Source organism: Billgrantia endophytica (assembly GCF_002879615.1).
GTDB lineage: Bacteria > Pseudomonadota > Gammaproteobacteria > Pseudomonadales > Halomonadaceae > Halomonas > Halomonas endophytica.
This window is the reverse complement of sequence record NZ_PNRF01000007.1, coordinates 197,134-214,737: the sequence shown is the minus strand read 5'-3', so window position 1 is coordinate 214,737 and position 17,604 is coordinate 197,134. Positions and strand designations below refer to the sequence as shown.

The following is a 17,604-nucleotide window of genomic DNA, read 5'->3' as shown; positions in this document are numbered from 1 at the left end:
CCGCCTCCTTTCGGTGCGGTCGGGCCGAAAGGGGTGGTATTCGCTTCCATTCATCGGATGCAAGGACATCACACAGATGAGCAACGAGTTCGAGACCCAAAACGCCGGTGGCCTGGTGCCGATGGTGGTAGAGCAGAGCGCACGCGGCGAGCGGGCCTATGACATCTACTCTCGCCTGCTGAAGGAGCGTGTGATCTTCCTGGTGGGTCCGGTTGAAGATCACATGGCCAATCTGGTCGTGGCACAGATGCTGTTCCTCGAGTCCGAGAACCCGGACAAGGACATTCACCTGTATATCAATTCCCCGGGTGGCGCGGTAACGGCTGGCATGGCGATCTATGACACCATGCAGTTCATCAAGCCTGACGTGTCGACCGTTTGTATCGGTCAGGCTGCCAGCATGGGTGCGCTGCTGCTGGCGGGCGGTACGGCAGGCAAGCGCTATTGCCTGGCGAACTCGCGGGTCATGATTCACCAGCCGCTGGGTGGCTATCAGGGCCAGGCCTCCGATATCGAGATCCACACGCGTGAAATCCTCGGTATCCGTGACAAGCTGAATCGTATCCTGGCCCACCACACTGGGCAGGACTTCGAGACCGTTGCACGTGACACCGACCGCGACAATTTCATGGACGGTAACCAGGCGGTTGAATACGGCCTCATCGATGCCGTGCTGGATAAGCGGCCAACATCCTGATAGCGTGATTCAATACACGCCCTTCATACGTGATTTCCGGTGGCTGCTGGCCGCCGAAGCGACAGAGGTACGCGAATGGCCGACGGCAAAGGCAAGGACGAAGGCGGCAAGCTGCTGTATTGTTCGTTCTGTGGCAAGAACCAGAACGAGGTACGCAAGCTGATTGCCGGCCCGTCCGTGTATATCTGCGACGAGTGTGTCGATCTGTGCAACGACATCATTCGCGAGGAAGTTCTCGATGCCGATGCCGAGAGCGATGAGGAGCGCCTGCCCGTTCCTCGCGAGATTCGTCGCACCCTGGATGATTATGTGATTGGTCAGGACCGCGCCAAGACGGTGTTGTCCGTGGCGGTCTACAATCACTACAAGCGGCTCCGCGCCGGCATCAAGGGCGATGACGTGGAGCTGGGCAAGTCCAATATTCTGCTCATTGGCCCGACCGGTAGTGGCAAGACGCTGCTGGCGGAAACCATGGCACGTCTGCTCAATGTTCCGTTTACCATCGCCGATGCCACGACTCTCACCGAGGCGGGCTATGTCGGCGAGGATGTCGAGAACATCATCCAGAAGCTGCTGCAGAAGTGCGACTACGATGTGGAGAAGGCCCAGCGTGGTATCGTCTACATCGATGAGATCGACAAGATTTCCCGCAAGTCCGACAATCCCTCCATCACCCGCGACGTGTCGGGTGAGGGCGTTCAGCAGGCGCTTCTGAAGCTGATCGAAGGCACTACGGCTTCCGTTCCCCCTCAGGGTGGTCGAAAGCATCCCCAGCAGGAGTTCCTGCAGGTGGACACCGGCAATATCCTGTTCATTGTCGGTGGTGCCTTTGCCGGGCTGGACAAGGTGATCCGCGATCGAGCCGAAAAGGGTGGCATCGGTTTCAACGCCACCGTGAAGAGCAAGGATGAGGCCAAGGGTGTCGGTGCCTTGCTGGCCGATGTGGAGCCCGAGGATCTGGTCAAGTTCGGCCTGATCCCCGAGTTCGTCGGTCGCCTTCCGGTCATCGCGACCCTCACCGAACTCAGTGAAGATGCGCTGGTTCAGATCCTCACCGAGCCGAAGAACTCGTTGGTGAAGCAGTATGCACGGCTGTTCGACATGGAAGGTGTGGAGCTTGAATTCCGCGAGGATGCTCTGCGCGCCGTGGCGGGAAAGGCCATGATGCGTAAAACCGGCGCCCGCGGTCTGCGCTCCATCCTCGAGTCGGTGCTGCTGGATACCATGTATGAAATTCCCTCGATGGAAGGGGTGACCAAGGTGGTTATCGACGCCTCGGTCATTGCTGGCGAGAGCGAGCCGCTGTTGATCTACTCGCAGCAGGAGCAGCGGGTCGACGGTACCGACGGCTGAGTTTGGCGGACTTTCCCGTTTGACGTCCATGCCAATAAAGGGGTCGCCCGGGCGACCCCTTTCCGTGCGCGTCTCCTGCTGTCCTCTTGCAATGGGGTCCCCGTGCCCCCATCCCTTCCGTATCCACCCGTTTGAGGAACGTCTGCGATGCAGCAGAACGCTGATCAGACCCTGAGTCTGCCCCTTCTGCCACTGCGTGATGTGGTTGTCTATCCGCAGATGGTGATACCGCTGTTCGTCGGTCGGGAGAAGTCCATCCAGGCACTCGATGCCGCCATGGCGGCCGACAAGCGTGTGCTGCTGGTGGCCCAGCGGGAAGCTGGCCAGGATGACCCCGGCACCGAGGACCTCTTTGACATCGGCACCGTGGCCGAGATCATGCAGCTGCTCAAGCTGCCTGACGGTACCGTCAAGGTGTTGATCGAGGGCACGTCGCGTGCCGACCTGCGTGCGGTTCACCATACCGACCAGGGCTATAGCCTGGCCGAGGCCGTACTGCGTGACAGCGAACCGCTCTCCGAGCGTGAGCAGGAGGCGCTGGTACGGGTCCTGCTCAACCAGTTCGAGCAATATGTCAAGCTTTCCAAGAAAGTGCCCAACGAGGTGCTCAACTCGTTGTCGGGCATCGAGGACCCCAGCCGGCTGGTGGACACCATCTGTGCGCACCTGTCGTTGAAGATCGACGACAAGCAGCGGCTGCTGGAGATGGACCGTGTGCGCGACCGTATCGAACACCTGATGGCCTTGATCGAGTCGGAGATCGATCTGTTGCAGGTCGAGAAGCGCATTCGATCCCGCGTCAAGGATCAGATGGAGAAGTCCCAGCGAGAGTACTATCTCAACGAGCAGATGAAGGCCATCCAGAAGGAGATGGGCGAACTCGAGAACGTCCCCAACGAGGCCGAGAAGTACGAGGCGGCGATCGACGAGTCGGGCATGCCCAAGGAGGCCCGTGACAAGGCGATCCAGGAGCTGGGCAAGCTGAAGATGATGTCGCCCAACTCGGCCGAGGCCACGGTGGTGCGCTCCTATCTCGACTGGCTGGTATCGGTGCCCTGGAAGAAGCGCACCCGCGTCAAGCACGACCTGATACACGCCCACAAGGTGCTCGATGAGGACCACTATGGGCTGGAAGAGGTCAAGGAGCGCATCCTCGAGTACCTGGCGGTTCAGAAGCGGGTCAAGAAGCTCAAGGGGCCGGTGCTGTGTCTGGTTGGCCCTCCGGGGGTCGGCAAGACCTCGCTGGGCCAGTCGATTGCCCGCGCCACCAATCGCAAGTACGTGCGCCTGGCGCTGGGTGGGGTGCGGGACGAATCCGAAATTCGGGGGCACCGGCGTACCTACATCGGTTCGCTGCCGGGCAAGCTGATCCAGCGCATGAGCAAGGCGGGGGCCAAGAACCCGCTCTTCCTGCTCGATGAAGTCGACAAGCTTGGCATGGACCATCGTGGCGATCCGGCCTCAGCTTTGCTCGAGGTGCTCGATCCCGAGCAGAACGACAAGTTCAACGATCATTACCTGGAGTTGGACTACGACCTGTCCGAGGTCATGTTCATCTGCACCGCGAATTCCATGAACATTCCCGGGCCGCTGCTGGATCGCATGGAGATCATTCGACTACCCGGTTATACCGAGGATGAGAAACTTGCCATTGCCTGCCGGTATCTGGTTCGCAAGCAGCTCAAGGCCAATGGCTTCAAGGAAGACGAGCTCAGCTTCTCCGATGAGGCACTGCTCGAGCTGATCCGGTATTACTCGCGTGAGGCGGGGGTGCGTGAACTGGAGCGCCAGATCGCCAAGGTGTGTCGCAAGGTGCTGCGCGAACGCCTCGAGGGAGAGGGCAAGGAAGGCGCTCAGGCACCGGTAGTGCTGGCGGCGGGGGATATCGAGGCCTATGCCGGCGTGCGTCGCTACAGCTATGGCCTGGCCGATCAGGAGGACCAGGTAGGGCGCGTGACCGGTCTGGCCTGGACCTCTGTCGGTGGCGAACTCCTGAATATCGAATCGGTGGTGACGCCCGGCAAGGGGCGGGTCAACAAGACGGGCTCGCTGGGCGACGTCATGAAGGAGTCGGTGAGCGCCGCCCATACCGTGGTTCGTGCCCGAGCCATTGGCTTGGGAATCGATCCCGAGCGGTTCGAGAAGGAGGACTTGCACATCCACGTCCCCGAGGGCGCCACGCCCAAGGATGGCCCCAGTGCCGGGATTGCCATGGTGACTGCGATGGTCTCTGCCTACACCGGCAGGCCGATCCGTTGTGATCTTGCCATGACGGGGGAGGTCAATCTGCGAGGCGAGGTCATGCCGATCGGCGGATTGAAGGAGAAATTGCTGGCCGCACGGCGCGGTGGTATAAAGATCGTGCTCATCCCGGAAGAGAACCGGCGAGACCTCAAGGAGGTGCCGGACAACATCAAGGATGCCTTGGATATTCGGCCTGTCCGCTGGATTGATGAGGTGCTGGAGGCGGCCCTGGTCGAAAGGCCTGACGCCAAAAGTGATGATTCTCGAGCCGAAGATTCGGCATCTTCAGCCTCGATGATTAGTACGCATTAACGTTTTTTTTGTGTTATGCCGGGGCCAAAATCCCGGTATGACGCGCTTTAGCGCCGTTGATTGCTTGACCATCTTTGGCAGCATTGCTATAAACTGCAGCGATGCTGTGATCGTGTTGCCGGGCGAAAGGCGCGCCGATTAGAGCCATTCTCTGAAACAGTCAAGGGGTGAAGTGTGAACAAATCCGAGCTGATCGAAGCCATCGCCGCGTCTGCCGATATTCCCAAGGCCGCCGCGACTCGTGCATTGGATGCCATGGTCGACACCGTCACCGATAGCCTCAAGAACGGCGAGACAGTGTCTCTGGTGGGTTTTGGTACTTTTTCCGTGAAGGAGCGTGCTGCTCGAACAGGACGCAATCCGCAGACCGGCGAGCCGATCCAGATCAGCGCAGCCAAGGTGCCGTCCTTCAAGGCCGGCAAGGCGCTCAAGGACTCTGTGAACTGAGTCGAAGAGTTATTTGCGCCGCAGTCTGTCAACACCTACTGGCAGGTATGGGCAGCAAAAAATCAGGCGCATCGCGATGGCGATGCGCCTTCTTTATGAGCTGACACTTTGTACCGGGTGGGGGCCATGGTGGGAAAGCCTCTGTCACCGTATAATACGGCGCATCAGCCAGCCAACAACCATCACCCGAGGCCTGCATGCTGCAAAGTATTCGTGATCGCTCCAGGAGCTGGGGCGCCAAGATCATCATCGGCGCCGTGGTCGTGACCATGGCCCTGTTCGGGGTCGAATCCCTGGTGGGGCTGTTTGGCGGAGGCGGCGACGAAGTCGCCAAGGTGAATGGCCAGACCATCACCCGCCAGGAGCTGGAGATGGAGGTGCAGCGCGCCATTCGGTCCGGCCAGGTGCCCCCCGAACAGGAGCGGGCGCTTCGCGGTCAAGTGCTCGATGAACTGATCGGTGAGCGCCTGTTGACCGCCTTCGCCGATGATGGCGGGATGTACCTCTCGGACGAACAGCTTGATCAGGTGATCGTGGCGTTGCCGGAATTCCAGGACCAGAACGGTCGTTTCGATGCCGACCTGTTCCGCAATCGCCTGGCCAGTGCCGGCTTCTCTCCCACCACCTTCCGCGCGGCGCTGCGGATTGATCTCAAGCGGCAGCAGCTTCAGCAAGGCCTGGCAGCCAGTGATTTCACTCTGGAAAACGAGCAGGAAATCCTGGCGGCACTGCAGCGCCAGACCCGTAGCTTCCGTTATCACGTCCTGACGACCGATGACCTGCCTGAACCCGTGGAAGTCAGCGAACAGGACCTGGTCGTCTATTACGAAGCCAATGCCGAGCGCTATCAGCGTCCCGAGCAGGTGCGACTCGAGTACGTGATCGTGGACCGGCAGGAAATGGCCGAGCAGGTCGACGTCGGCGATGAGGCCATCCGGGACGCCTGGGAGGAGCGCGGCCGGGATGCCGACCGTCGCGTATCGCATATCATGGCCTCCTTCAACGGTGAGCGCGGCCGGGACGAGGCCGAGGAAAGGCTCGAGGAAGTTCGGGAGCGCCTGGCCGAGGGTGAGGATTTCGCCGACCTGGCCCTCCGTTATTCAGACGATCCCACTACCGCGGAACAGGGCGGTGATCTGGGTATGATCAGCCGTGGTTTCTTTGGTCAGGCATTCGATGATGCCGCCTTCGGGATTGGTCTCGGCCAGGTATCTGGCGTGGTCGAAACGAGCAATGGGCTGCATCTCGTGAAGGTCACCGAGCTGGATCAGCCACCCATCGAAGAGATGCGGGACGAGTTGCGGCGTGAACTGGCACTGGTGGAGGTGAATGATGTCTTCAACCGCCGTGTGCAGGCTCTGATCGATGAAAGCTTTGCAGCCGATGACCTGGCCAGCGTGGCGGACGGTCTGGAGCTCAGCCTGGAGGAGAGCGACTGGGTCTCCCGCGACGGCGGTCAGGGCGTGCTCTCGGAGCCGGGCGTGATGAGTGAAGCCTTCAGCGAGGATGTGCTGGTGGAAGGCTTCAACAGCGAAGTCATCGAGCTCGACGAGGACCGGCGCATGGTGCTGCGGGTGGCGGAACATCGTGAAACCACCGTGCTGCCTCTTGACGAGGTGCGTGATCAGGTCATGGCCGCTGTGGAGCGCCGCAAGGAGCGCGAGGCACTTCTGGATGTGGCCCGGGAACAGGTAGAGCGCCTCCGCGGAGGCGAGCAGCTCGAGCGTGACTGGGAGCAGGTCGAAGGGGTCACGCGCCAGGGCGGTCAGGCTCCCGGGGCCGTCGAGCGAGCGGCATTCCGTCTACCACACCCCGGCGATGATCCCGTCTATGGGCATGCCGTCGATGGTGAACGGGTTGTCCTGGTGGCGCTCGACAATGTCGCCGAGGGCGAGGTCGATGCGGAAGTTGAACGCTTCGTTGCCCGCATGGCCGAGCAGTTGAGAGCACAGGCTGCCATCCAGGGGCTTCAGTCTCACCTGAGGGAGTCCGCCGAGATCAGCCGATAGCCGGTCGATAGGCCTGCGCTGCGGGAAACGAAGGGGCACGCTGTGCCCCTTCGTTTTGTTCGGCATTTATACCGTTATCTCCCTATTTTCCAGCTCCCGGACACAATTCACCAGGCGTGGCAGAAGAGTCATTGAGTATGTTACTATATAACATGTCAATGCCTTGCTGGAGAGCGTGACATGCGTGATGCGCCACTATCGCAAATACCCGTACATCTCATTACCGGTTTCCTGGGAAGTGGTAAAAGCACGCTGATCCGCAGCCTGATCGGGCAGAAGCCGGCGGGGGAGACATGGGCGATCCTCATTAATGAATTTGGTCGGGTGGGGATCGATCAGGCAATGTTCGAAGCGCGGGACGACCTGGTGATAAAAGGGCTGCCTGGCGGTTGCCTATGCTGCCAGCTGGCTTTCGTTCTGCAGGCGACCCTGGTCAACCTGGTTCACCGCCACCGCCCCGACCGTCTGATCATAGAGCCCTCCGGGCTGGGGCACCCCGCCGGCCTGCTCGATGTGCTGCGTGGTGAGGCCTTCCGGGATGTGCTCGACGTTTGCGATATCATCGCGGTCCTCGATCCGCGGCGCCTGGATGAGCCGCGTGCGAGAGACCACGAGACCTTCCGGGATCAGTTGGCGATGGCCGATGCCGTGGTGTTGACCCTGGTGGATCTTGCGTCGCCTGAGCAGGTCGAGGCGGCGCATCGCCATGCCAAAGACCATTGGCCCGCCCGAAAATGGGTGGCGGAGGCGTGCCGGGGGGAGTTGCCCGTTTCGCTGTTGTCGGAGGGCGGGCGGCATGGGGGGAATGGCAATCGGCGCAAGGAGAGTCGTGCCCACACCGAATTGCGCCAATCGGCTTCCCGGGTGGTGATACTCGATGGTTTCGACACGGCAGGGCTTTTGCCGGGTCAGCCAGTTCACGGGGCCGCCTCTTCGCTGGGCTACACGACCCTGGGCTGGCGCTGGCACCCCGCCGATCGCTTCATGCTGGACCGATTGACGGCAGTGCTCGGTCGCTTGCCGGCTGGCCTGCGCGTCAAGGGGGTCCTGAATACCGATGCCGGCTGGACGCTCTATAACCGCAGTGATGCGACCGTCAGCCTCGAGCCGAGTGCATGGCGTCAGGACTCCCGACTGGAAGTCATCGGCGAGTCGGGCACACTGCCCGACGCGGCACACCTGGAGAGGGAGCTCCAGGCGTGCCGCTGTTGAACTAGCCGGACAGGCTGAACTTGCGCAGTTCGGGGTGAGCGCCGCCCTCGATCAGGACTTCCCAGCCCTGGTCCGGGCGCCAGTCGCCGAGCACGATTCGGCATGCGGGCCTGTCATCGATTTCCAGCTCATGGATGCCGGGGCGGTGGGTGTGACCATGAATGAGCGTGGTGACACCATGGTCGCGCATTGCCTCGATGACTTCGGCGGGGGTCACATCCATGATGTCTTCGGCCTTGTTGGACGTGGCTTCGCCGGACTGCTGGCGCAGGGAGGCGGCCAGCGTGATGCGATCGGAAAATGGCATGGCCAGTACCTGCTGTTGCCAGGCTGGGTTGCGTGCCTGGTTGCGAAAGGCCATATACGCTTCATCACGGGTGCAGAGGCTGTCACCGTGCATCAACAGCACCGCTTCTTCGCCGAACTGTACGACAGCCGGGTCGGTCAGCAACTTGGCGCCGGCTGCCGTGGCGAAGCGGCTGCCCAGCAGGAAGTCGCGGTTGCCGTGCATCAGGTAGATGACCGTTCCCTTGTCTGCCAGACGACGCAGGGCCTTGGCGACACGTACTGCCAGGGCGGCGTTGCCACTGGCATCGGTCTCGACATGGTCGAGAAGGTCATCACCGATCCAGACTTCGAAGAAGTCACCGAGAATATAGAGGGCACTGGCCCCGCGGGCGCGGTTCTCGAGCCAGTCGAGGAAGCCATTGGTGACCTCCGGAGCGTCTGGATGCAGGTGCAGGTCGGCAATCAGCAGAGTCGTCATGGGCTGCGTCTCTCTGGGCTCTTGTCGGAACGAAGGCGTGGTAACGGGAAGCAACATGCCCGCACGGGCGGGCATGTCAGTACGGATCAGGCATCCGCCGGCTCGTCTTTCGCGTAGGCTCGCTGAATGACCACATCGTCGGCCGGCACGTCAGCGTGCATGCCGCGGCGGGTGGTCTCGACGGCGGTAATCCTCTCGACCACGTCCATGCCATCGACGACTTCGCCGAAGACGCAGTAGCCCCAACCCTGGAGGTTCTTGCCACTATGATTGAGGAAGTCATTGTCGGCCACGTTGATGAAGAACTGTGCCGTGGCGGAGTGGGGGTCCTGGGTGCGGGCCATGGCCAGGGTGCCCGTCGTGTTCTTCAAGCCGTTGTCGGCTTCGTTTTCCACCGGATCAAGGGTCGGTTTCTGGTTGAATTCCTGGTCGAAGCCGCCTCCCTGGACCATGAAGCCGGGAATGACCCGGTGGAAGAGGGTGCCATCGAAGTGACCGTCGCGGACGTACTGCTCAAAGTTGGCGGCGGTTTTCGGAGCCTTGTCATGGTTGAGGGAGACCGTGATATCCCCGAAATTGGTCTGCAGAACAATCATCGATAGTTTCCTGTGCGCTAGTAACTCGAGCAATGGCAGGCGCGCCTTGGCGCCGTGCATGGGCGTGACGCTATAATAGCCGTTTTGCACCGATGCGCGAAGCGCGTCGGGTAGTCGCCTTGCTGTCGCGGCGTCTACTCCATCGCTCACTTTGCGTCCGTAGGCTCGCGATTCAACCAGAGGTTTGCCGCATCAACATGACCACCGATACCGCCAGCGCGCCGAATTTCATCCGCAACCAGATCCGCGAGGAGATCGCGACTGGCCAGGCCGCCAAGATCGTGACCCGTTTTCCGCCGGAGCCCAATGGCTTCCTGCATGTGGGACACGCCAAATCGATCTGTCTGAATTTTGGTCTGGCCGAGCAGTTTGGTGGTGACTGTCACCTGCGCTTCGACGATACCAACCCGGCCAAGGAAGAGCAGGCCTACATCGATGCCATCAAGGAGGATGTGAGCTGGCTGGGCTTCCGGTGGGCGGGAGAGGTGCGCTTCGCCTCCGACTACTTCGAACAGCTGTATGCCTGGGCGCGGCATTTGATTCGTGAAGGCAAGGCATACGTCGATGATCTTTCCCCCGAGGCGATTCGCGACTATCGCGGCACCCTGACCGAACCGGGCCGGCCGAGCCCCTATCGTGAGCGCGACTCGGAAGAAAATCTCGACCTGCTCGAGCGGATGCGTGTCGGCGAGTTCGCCGAGGGCGAGAAAGTACTGAGGGCCAAGATCGACATGGCCTCGCCCAATATCAACCTGCGCGACCCGATCCTGTACCGCATTCGCCACGCCAACCATCACCAGACCGGCGACGCGTGGAAGATCTATCCCTCCTACGATTTCACCCATGGCCAGTCGGATGCCATCGAGGGGGTAACGCACTCCATCTGTACCCTGGAGTTCGAGGACCATCGCCCTCTCTACGAGTGGTTCCTCGACAACCTGCCGGTGCCGGTCAAGCCTCGCCAGATCGAGTTCGCCCGGCTCAACCTCAACTACACCCTGACCTCCAAGCGCAAGCTCAAGCTGCTGGTGGACGAGGGCATCGTCGATGGCTGGGACGATCCGCGGATGCCGACCATCTCCGGCATGCGTCGCCGCGGCTACACGCCGGGATCGATTCGCAAGTTCTGCGACATGATCGGTGTGACCCGTGCCGACGGTGGCCTGGTGGACATCGCCATGCTGTACCATGCCATTCGGGCCGATCTCGAGGACAACGCGCCGCGGGCCATGTGCGTGTTGAAGCCCCTCAAGGTGGTGCTGACCAACGTGCCCTGCGATCACGAAGAGATCTATGAGGTGCCCGGCCATCCGGCTCGCGAGGACATGGGCATGCGCCAGGTACCCTTCACGCGTGAACTGTGGATCGACCGGGACGACTTCATGGAGGAGCCGCCCAAGAAGTTTTTCCGCCTGGCGCCGGGCAAGGAGGTGCGGCTGCGCAATAGCTACGTGATTCGCTGCGATGAGGTCACCAAGAACGCGGATGGCGAGGTCGAGGCGCTGCACTGCTCGGTGGATTTCGACACCCTGGGCAAGAATCCCGAAGGTCGCAAGGTGAAGGGCGTGATCCACTGGGTCAGTGCCACCCATGCAATACCGATGGAAGTGCGCCTTTACGACAACCTGTTCCAGGTCGAGCAGCCCGACCGGGACAAGGACGCCGATTTTCTCGAGCATCTCAACCCGGATTCCCTGCGGGTGTGCCAGGCCATGGGTGAGCCGAGCCTGGCCGATGTGGCGCCGGAGTCGCGCTTCCAGTTCGAGCGCGTTGGTTACTTCTGTGCCGACCGTCATTCCTGTGGTGACGGCAAGCGTGTGTTCAACCGTACCGTGGGACTGAAGGACACCTGGGCGAAGATACAGAAGAAGGGCTGACATGCAGATCTACAACACGCTGACGCGCCGAAAGGAAGCCTTCGAACCCATCGAACCGGGACGGGTTCGCATGTACGTCTGCGGCATGACCGTCTACGACTACTGCCATCTCGGGCATGCCCGCGTGATGGTGGCGTTTGACGTGGTCACCCGCTATTTGCGCTGGCGTGGCCATGACGTCACGTACGTGCGCAATATCACCGATATCGATGACAAGATCCTCAAGCGTGCCGACGAGAACGGCGAGAGCATAGGCTCGCTGACCGAGCGCATGATCGCTGCCATGCACGAGGACGAGGCGCGCCTGTTCGTTCTGCGCCCGGATCACGAACCCCGCGCCACCGGCCACGTCGGCGAGATCCTGGCCATGATCGAAACCCTGCTCGACAAGGGTTACGCCTACGCGGCCGGCAACGGCGACGTCTACTACCGGGTACGCAAGTTCGAAGGCTACGGCAAGCTCAACAATCGCAACCTGGACGAGATGCGCTCCGGCGCCCGGGTGGAGGTCGACGAGCACAAGGAGGACCCGCTGGACTTCGTATTGTGGAAGGCGGCCAAGCCCGGCGAGGCGAGCTGGCCTTCACCCTGGGGCGAGGGTCGCCCCGGCTGGCACATCGAATGCTCGGCCATGTCGACATGCTGCCTGGGAGAGACCTTCGATATTCACGGTGGCGGGCCGGACCTGACCTTTCCGCATCACGAGAACGAGATCGCCCAGAGCGAGGCGGCCACTGGCAAGCCCTACGTCAATACCTGGATGCATGCCGGAGCGGTGCGGGTGAACCAGGAGAAGATGTCCAAGTCGCTGGGCAACTTCTTCACCATCCGCGAGGTGCTCGAGCATCATGACCCGGAGGTGGTGCGCTACCTGCTGGTGGCCAGCCACTATCGCAGTGCGATCAACTACGCGCCGGAGTCGCTGTCGGAGGCTCGCAAGTCCCTCGAGCGCTTCTACAATGCGTTGGCGGGTGTGGCGTCAGCCGAGGGGGAGGTGGACGGCCGTTTCGATTCGCGCTTCACCGCGGCCATGGACGATGACTTCAACACCCCCGAGGCGCTTTCCGTGCTCTTCGACCTGGCTCGGGAGATGAACCGTGCCAGGAAGGAAAACCCGGTACAGGCGCCGGCCCTGGCGTTCGAGCTCAAACGCCTGGGAAGCGTGCTGGGGCTGCTGCAGCAGGAGCCGGAGGCGTTTCTCAAGGGTGATGCTGGCGAGTTGCCACTGGGTGAAGCCGAGATCGAAGCGAAGATCGTTGCACGTGCGGAAGCCAAGAAGGCGAAGAATTTTGCGACAGCCGATGGTATTCGTGACGAACTGGCGGCGCTTGGGATCTTTCTCAAGGACTCCCGCGAGGGGACGAGTTGGGTATACGAGCCACCTGGCGAATAGGCGCGTAGCGGCTTCCCATTCCCGGTCGATGATGTCCGAAGGCGTGCGCCAGTCCCGGCCGGACACGGACCCTGTCCCGCGACGATGGCGTTGCGGACTCAACCCTCGGCTTCCTCCGCGTCGTGCCGTTCGTCGAGAAGGCCCTGTCGTCGGATCATCGCCTTGAAACCCTTCATCACCGGGCGAGAGATGATGGTTTCGGCCAGCACGCGCTGTTCGTAGATACGGTTCTTCATGGCCTCGTCGAGATTGCCGTGGGCCATGGCGATCAGCTCATGAACCCCACTGTCGAGACGCTCGCCGGTGCGTGGCGCGATCTGCCGGTAGAGCAGTGCCATCACGCGCTTTTCCGTGGGTTTCATCTTGCATTTGCCATCGAGTATCTTGAGCATGACGGCGATGGCGCAGTCCACATGGGCGGGGGACAGCGGGTGCCGTTCGACCCAGCGCGCGACTCGTTCGGCGGTCACGACACCACCTCGCCGGCCATCGTGCGCCGGACGTAATCGATCAATGATTCATCGATGGTTTCCCAGGCGTAGCCGGTGACGGCGTGCACGCCGATGGCCTCGAGCTTTTCCACCGGACCGTCGCCGATCTTGGCGACGAATACCGCATGGCAGTCCTTGATCGCTTCTAGGATGCCGGCCATGGCGGTCTTGCTGGAGTGGTTGCCCAGACAGTAGTGTTCGACCTCGCGCTGCTCCAGCAGGCGGCACTCGTCAGGAGTGACGGAGTAGATCCAGAAGCGCTTGGCGTGGCCGAAGTGTTCGCTGATCGCCACGCCTTCCTGGCTGGCGACCGCGAGTTTCACGGGGAGGTCGAGCATTCGGGCGGTCCTTCAGTCGGCGGTGTGGCGCAGCAGTTTCAGGCAGGCCCGCGAGGCCGACAGCTCCACCGCGCGCATCTCGTCGAAGTTTCTCACATGAGGGTCGGCGCCGGCCTCCAGCAGCAGTTGCAGCAGCTCCGGGCGGTCGCTGGAGGCGGTGTACATCAGCGCGGTGGAACCGGCATCGTTGCGGTTGTCGAGTTCGATCCCGGCGTCGATCAGGTCCTGCACCAGGCCCCGGTCGCGGGACACGCAGGCCAGCCACAGGGCGGTGTTGCCATCGTCGTTACGGGCATGAATGTCGACCCCAAGGGCGAGCAGTTCCCCGGCGATCTCGCGCTGCCCTTGCAGGGCGGCACGCATCAACGGTGTCAGGCCGTGTTGGCGGGGCGCGTTGAGGTCGGCGGGGTCGAACGTCCATTCGGCGAGAAAGGCGCCCAACTCGGCGCTGCCGTCGGTGCCGGAGACTCGCGCCGGGCCGTTCAGGGCAATGGCCAGTGGCCGGTAGCCGCCATCGACGCTGTAGACCCGGCGGAAGCGGAAGTCGGAGAACATCTGCGCGTAGGTCTTGCTGGCGTTGCCGTGGTAGCAATAGATCAGCACCGGCGCATCCTTGGGCAGGCGGCCCACCCACAGTGGCACGCGATCCTCGCTCAGGTGCATGGCGCGCTCCAGGTGTTCCTGCCGGTAGCTGTGCAGGTCGCGCACGTCGAACAGGGTGATCTCCGGTTCGGCCAGGATCAGGGACGCGGCGTCGACCGCGGAAAGGCATTGGTAGGCAGCCCGTTCGGCGCTGGTCATGGGGTATCTCCAGATTCGCTTGAGTGAGTGTCGTTTGCAGTTTCGTCTTCTTCGGGATAGCCCGGTGTGGATTCGATACGCGAGTCCAGTACCGGCAGGCCGACGGTGAAATGGTAGAGGCTCTGCCAGGTACTGCCTTCCAGGCCGAGCAGCGTATGCACGGGGTCGTCGAAAAAGCAGCCGATGCCGGTGCCGCGCAAGCCATGGGCCTCCGCTTCGAGGTAGAGCACCTGGCCGATCAGCCCGGCCTCGCGGTACAGGCTGCGGTAGGCCGCTGGCCCTTGCCGTTCCAGGGTTGTGTCGAACTCGGCGAGCATGCCGAGGGCGAAGCAGGCGTTGGCGGCGATCTCCTGGTGGCAGTGCAGGCTACGCGCGATGCGTTGCAAGGCCGTGGGCTCCAGGCTGTCCAGGTGCAGCAGGGTGTCGAGGCCGGGCACCGGGTCGAGGTGAAGGTGTGGCGCCAGGTGTGGGCGCAGTGCCGCCAGTTGGGTATCGCCGCGCGGCAGCAGATAAAGGCCGGGAGTCAGTCCCTCGACATGTGAGACGAACAGCAGCAGGGCCAGGCGCGGCGGTTCATCGAACACGTCCCAGGGCGGGCCGGCCGTCGGTTGCAGGCGTTCCAGCAGGGCGCTGAACCAGGCCAGGCTCATATGGTGGTAGTGGTCGAAGCGCTGGGCGCTGCGCCGGTTGGCCAGCAACTGGCCGACCGCCACCGTGCCGGACCGAGCGGTGGGTGTTGATGTTGCAGCCGCCGTGGATGGCGGGGCGGTCGCATCGTCGCGCCGCGTTGCCGCCGCGACCTTGCCGATGATCGGCCAGCGATACATCGGATGCCGGTCGATGCTGGAGGCCACGCCATGCCATTGCGCGTTTTCCGCCAGCCCGCGAAGTTGGTTGGCCACCAGGGTCGGCGGTGTGCCGCCGAAGCCCACCGATAGCAGGATTTCCGCTTCCTCGCGCTCGGTCTCCGGCGAGCGGCGGGCGGGGAACTCTTCGTGTCGGTCCACGCCGGCGAGCCGTGCCAGGGTGGCGTTGCCGATATGGGCCTGTTCCGCCAGCCGCCAGCCGAGCGCGGCGGCCGCATAGCGCAAGGCACCGGCGGCATGGCCGGCGTCCAACTGGCAATAACGGAAGGCCCGGTCGCCATATTTCCAGGCCTCGCGCCACATGACCGAGGTCAGCAGGATCGCCAGCCGTGGCGTCTGCCCATCGGTGGCATGCCGCGCCCGCAGTTCCAGACCGTGGTCTTCGGGGCGGTAATGATGGAGTCCATCCTCCAGGCCCTCGATGCCACTGGCCAGCAGGTAGGCTTCGGTCGGATGCAGGTTGCCGCTGGAGGGGTTGGCGCGTACCGCCCAGCGGTCGGGACCGAGGGTTTTCCAGGCGGTGAGGCCGAGGGACAACTGCAGCAGGGCGCCGATGCTCTCCAGGTTCGGTGGCAGGGCCACGCTATCCGGTGTGCCGAGAGTGTCGAACGGGCGTTGCAACGCCGCGTGCAATGAAGCGTTGGACGATTCGCTCGAAAGTCGAGGCAGTCCGCGCCTTGGGGCTCCCTCGAAATGGCGAAACGGGGCGGGCTGCTCGTCCCAGTCCAATGTCTCCGGGCCGGGCGCGTAGCGCTCGAAGCGGTGCTTGCTGTGCTGGTGATAGGCCCGCACGACGGCAAGGGCGGTATCGTGTTCGGGCACGGTCTGGCTGGGCATGGGGCTCGCTCATCGGACGGGATGCGGTATTGCCATGCAAGAGTCGTGCAAAGGCGATGATGCCGGAAGGGCTTGCCGTGCTGCGCCAGGGCTGGGCGCGGTCGTGCCCGGATATCGCGTCATCTTCATGTCGGGTTTACGACATTGCTCGGGTCGATGTGTCGTTTTCCTCGCGCTCGATGACCTCGCGACGACGATATCGCGGATACTTGAACAGGCGTGCTCGGTAGTGGGTCACTTCCGCTTTTTTGCTGATTCTTGCCTTGACTGGCCATCGCTCGTCGACTTTTCGTACCAGATCCCGTCGGCGACAGGGGGAAGCGGAATCTGGCGCGGCCAGTCATCGGCGACCAGAAAGAGGCGCATTCGTTTCCCCCTTCCTTGCGCCAGGGCAACCTGAACCGGGGAGGCGGGATCGGCAAAGTGGTGCTCGAGCCTGGCTTCAAGCTTCTCCAGGGCGATGAAGGCATCTTCTCTGGGTAATGCCAGCCAGTGTGGCTTGGCAAGCCAGGCGCCGCGTGTTTCTCGTGGCAAGCGTTGGCGAAAGGCCTGCCAATCGCTCCATCGCAGCCATTGGCCTTGCAGATGCCCGGTCGTTGCCTCGCGAGGGGGTGGCAGGTTCTGTTGCCATGGATAGAACAGCACGCCGGGCATGGCCAGTTGTGGCCGGATGACCAGCTCTGGAAGGGGGCCAAGATCCCGCGGATGGAGATGCCGTTGCAGCGTCACGCGAGTTTCCTCTCTCTCCGTCAGGCGCAACTGATGACGGTGAAGGTGCTCCCGCTTGGTGGCCAGGCTGTCGACACCGCCAGGCCCGATCCAGCGTGCCTGGCCGGAGGGCTCGCCTGGACCTTCCGGCAGGCCCAGGTAGTACTTGATGGCGACTTCCAGATGTATCGGCATGGGGTCGTCCCGGAGCCGGTAGATCAGGTCGAGTTCACCCAGCGTCCGCTTGCCTTCATGAATACGCAGGTTATGGGCGAGCAGGCGCGTGCCAGGGGCGGCGTCCAGCAGAAATTGCCAGATTCTTTCGTGGTAATGCCCCATGCGTCCATGGTTAGTGTTGCCCACCCGGCGTTCAAGCGCCTGTGGTGCCTTGTCGAGCTCGGCGAGGAATGTCGCCAGGAAATGGTCATCTTCCAGGCCCAGTGCCTTGCGTGTAGGGCGCCCCTGACAAGGTGTCGTAATCAGGTCGGGCGCCAGAACGAGCCAGGCCAGGTCCCTGACCAGGGGGTGATGACAGCGGGTGAGAAGGGCAGCACTGCTTGGGAGCATGGCAAGTCAGGTTCCGCGTTGAGATCGTGTCTGACAGACAAACTGTACACGCCTTATACTCTGCGTACATTCACAACCAATGGGTGGTGA

The 17,604-nt window shown here is 62.4% G+C and carries 15 protein-coding genes; 8 read left to right on the top strand and 7 right to left on the bottom strand.

Annotated elements, in window-relative coordinates:
• The first annotated feature begins 76 nt into the window (after window positions 1-76).
• From clpP to C1H69_RS02920, 6 genes are all read left to right on the top strand, one after another.
• Complete coding sequence (gene clpP / locus C1H69_RS02945; RefSeq protein ID WP_102651915.1) at window positions 77-697, top strand: ATP-dependent Clp endopeptidase proteolytic subunit ClpP; 621 nt, start codon at window positions 77-79, stop codon at window positions 695-697.
• 75 nt (window positions 698-772) lie between these two features.
• Entirely contained in the window at window positions 773-2,050 is a 1,278-nt protein-coding gene (gene clpX / locus C1H69_RS02940; protein WP_102651914.1) for an ATP-dependent Clp protease ATP-binding subunit ClpX, read from the top strand.
• Window positions 2,051-2,197: 147 nt separating this feature from the next.
• A complete protein-coding gene (gene lon / locus C1H69_RS02935; protein WP_102651913.1) occupies window positions 2,198-4,606 on the top strand; it encodes an endopeptidase La in 2,409 nt (802 codons plus the stop codon).
• Window positions 4,607-4,780: 174 nt separating this feature from the next.
• Window positions 4,781-5,053: an HU family DNA-binding protein gene (locus C1H69_RS02930; RefSeq protein ID WP_102651912.1), complete on the top strand. Its 273-nt coding sequence runs from the start codon at window positions 4,781-4,783 to the stop codon at window positions 5,051-5,053.
• A 197-nt stretch (window positions 5,054-5,250) separates the two neighbouring features.
• Window positions 5,251-7,062, top strand: coding sequence for a SurA N-terminal domain-containing protein (locus tag C1H69_RS02925; protein ID WP_102651911.1), 1,812 nt, complete (start codon window positions 5,251-5,253; stop codon window positions 7,060-7,062).
• A 180-nt stretch (window positions 7,063-7,242) separates the two neighbouring features.
• Complete coding sequence (locus C1H69_RS02920; RefSeq protein ID WP_102651910.1) at window positions 7,243-8,274, top strand: CobW family GTP-binding protein; 1,032 nt, start codon at window positions 7,243-7,245, stop codon at window positions 8,272-8,274.
• Window position 8,275: 1 nt separating this feature from the next.
• Here the strand turns inward: C1H69_RS02920 and C1H69_RS02915 are convergent, their stop codons facing one another.
• Entirely contained in the window at window positions 8,276-9,040 is a 765-nt protein-coding gene (locus tag C1H69_RS02915) for a UDP-2,3-diacylglucosamine diphosphatase (protein ID WP_102651909.1), read from the bottom strand.
• A gap of 86 nt (window positions 9,041-9,126) precedes the next feature.
• The gene (locus C1H69_RS02910; RefSeq protein WP_102651908.1) at window positions 9,127-9,636 is read right to left on the bottom strand and encodes a peptidylprolyl isomerase; all 510 of its coding nucleotides are present in this window, start codon (window positions 9,634-9,636) and stop codon (window positions 9,127-9,129) included.
• 197 nt (window positions 9,637-9,833) lie between these two features.
• On the opposite strand from C1H69_RS02910, the gene C1H69_RS02905 reads away from it, so the two are divergent.
• Together C1H69_RS02905 and cysS are read left to right on the top strand one after the other, a co-directional pair.
• A complete protein-coding gene (locus tag C1H69_RS02905; RefSeq protein WP_102651907.1) occupies window positions 9,834-11,513 on the top strand; it encodes a glutamine--tRNA ligase/YqeY domain fusion protein in 1,680 nt (559 codons plus the stop codon).
• A 1-nt stretch (window position 11,514) separates the two neighbouring features.
• Window positions 11,515-12,906, top strand: a complete 1,392-nt coding sequence (gene cysS, locus C1H69_RS02900) for a cysteine--tRNA ligase (protein WP_102651906.1) — start codon at window positions 11,515-11,517, stop codon at window positions 12,904-12,906.
• Window positions 12,907-13,004: 98 nt separating this feature from the next.
• Here cysS and C1H69_RS02895 read toward each other — a convergent pair whose 3' ends face one another.
• The 5 genes from C1H69_RS02895 to C1H69_RS02875 form a co-directional block, all read right to left on the bottom strand.
• Window positions 13,005-13,376, bottom strand: coding sequence for a hypothetical protein (locus C1H69_RS02895; protein WP_102651905.1), 372 nt, complete (start codon window positions 13,374-13,376; stop codon window positions 13,005-13,007).
• Window positions 13,373-13,735, bottom strand: a complete 363-nt coding sequence (locus tag C1H69_RS02890; protein ID WP_102651904.1) for a NifB/NifX family molybdenum-iron cluster-binding protein — start codon at window positions 13,733-13,735, stop codon at window positions 13,373-13,375. The genes C1H69_RS02895 and C1H69_RS02890 overlap by 4 nt, the downstream gene beginning before the upstream one ends.
• A gap of 12 nt (window positions 13,736-13,747) precedes the next feature.
• Window positions 13,748-14,536 (bottom strand): ankyrin repeat domain-containing protein, encoded by a 789-nt coding sequence (locus tag C1H69_RS02885; RefSeq protein WP_102651903.1) that lies wholly within the window; start codon window positions 14,534-14,536, stop codon window positions 13,748-13,750.
• The gene (locus C1H69_RS02880) at window positions 14,533-16,239 is read right to left on the bottom strand and encodes a SagB/ThcOx family dehydrogenase (protein ID WP_102651902.1); all 1,707 of its coding nucleotides are present in this window, start codon (window positions 16,237-16,239) and stop codon (window positions 14,533-14,535) included. The genes C1H69_RS02885 and C1H69_RS02880 overlap by 4 nt, the downstream gene beginning before the upstream one ends.
• 234 nt (window positions 16,240-16,473) lie before the next feature.
• The gene (locus C1H69_RS02875) at window positions 16,474-17,514 is read right to left on the bottom strand and encodes a DUF1853 family protein (RefSeq protein WP_102651901.1); all 1,041 of its coding nucleotides are present in this window, start codon (window positions 17,512-17,514) and stop codon (window positions 16,474-16,476) included.
• Between the last annotated feature and the right edge of the window lie 90 nt (window positions 17,515-17,604).

Bases quoted from the DNA above. Each gene is read 5' to 3' on its own strand.
- clpP (WP_102651915.1), top strand. From the start codon at position 77: ATGAGCAACGAGTTCGAGACCCAAAACGCCGGTGGCCTGGTGCCGATG.
- lon (WP_102651913.1), top strand. From the start codon at position 2,198: ATGCAGCAGAACGCTGATCAGACCCTGAGTCTGCCCCTTCTGCCACTG.
- cysS (WP_102651906.1), top strand. From the start codon at position 11,515: ATGCAGATCTACAACACGCTGACGCGCCGAAAGGAAGCCTTCGAACCC.
- C1H69_RS02915 (WP_102651909.1), bottom strand. From the start codon at position 9,040: ATGACGACTCTGCTGATTGCCGACCTGCACCTGCATCCAGACGCTCCG.
- C1H69_RS02880 (WP_102651902.1), bottom strand. From the start codon at position 16,239: ATGCCCAGCCAGACCGTGCCCGAACACGATACCGCCCTTGCCGTCGTG.
- C1H69_RS02905 (WP_102651907.1), top strand. From the start codon at position 9,834: ATGACCACCGATACCGCCAGCGCGCCGAATTTCATCCGCAACCAGATC.
- clpX (WP_102651914.1), top strand. From the start codon at position 773: ATGGCCGACGGCAAAGGCAAGGACGAAGGCGGCAAGCTGCTGTATTGT.
- C1H69_RS02920 (WP_102651910.1), top strand. From the start codon at position 7,243: ATGCGTGATGCGCCACTATCGCAAATACCCGTACATCTCATTACCGGT.
- C1H69_RS02890 (WP_102651904.1), bottom strand. From the start codon at position 13,735: ATGCTCGACCTCCCCGTGAAACTCGCGGTCGCCAGCCAGGAAGGCGTG.
- C1H69_RS02875 (WP_102651901.1), bottom strand. From the start codon at position 17,514: ATGCTCCCAAGCAGTGCTGCCCTTCTCACCCGCTGTCATCACCCCCTG.
- C1H69_RS02885 (WP_102651903.1), bottom strand. From the start codon at position 14,536: ATGACCAGCGCCGAACGGGCTGCCTACCAATGCCTTTCCGCGGTCGAC.
- C1H69_RS02910 (WP_102651908.1), bottom strand. From the start codon at position 9,636: ATGATTGTTCTGCAGACCAATTTCGGGGATATCACGGTCTCCCTCAAC.
- C1H69_RS02925 (WP_102651911.1), top strand. From the start codon at position 5,251: ATGCTGCAAAGTATTCGTGATCGCTCCAGGAGCTGGGGCGCCAAGATC.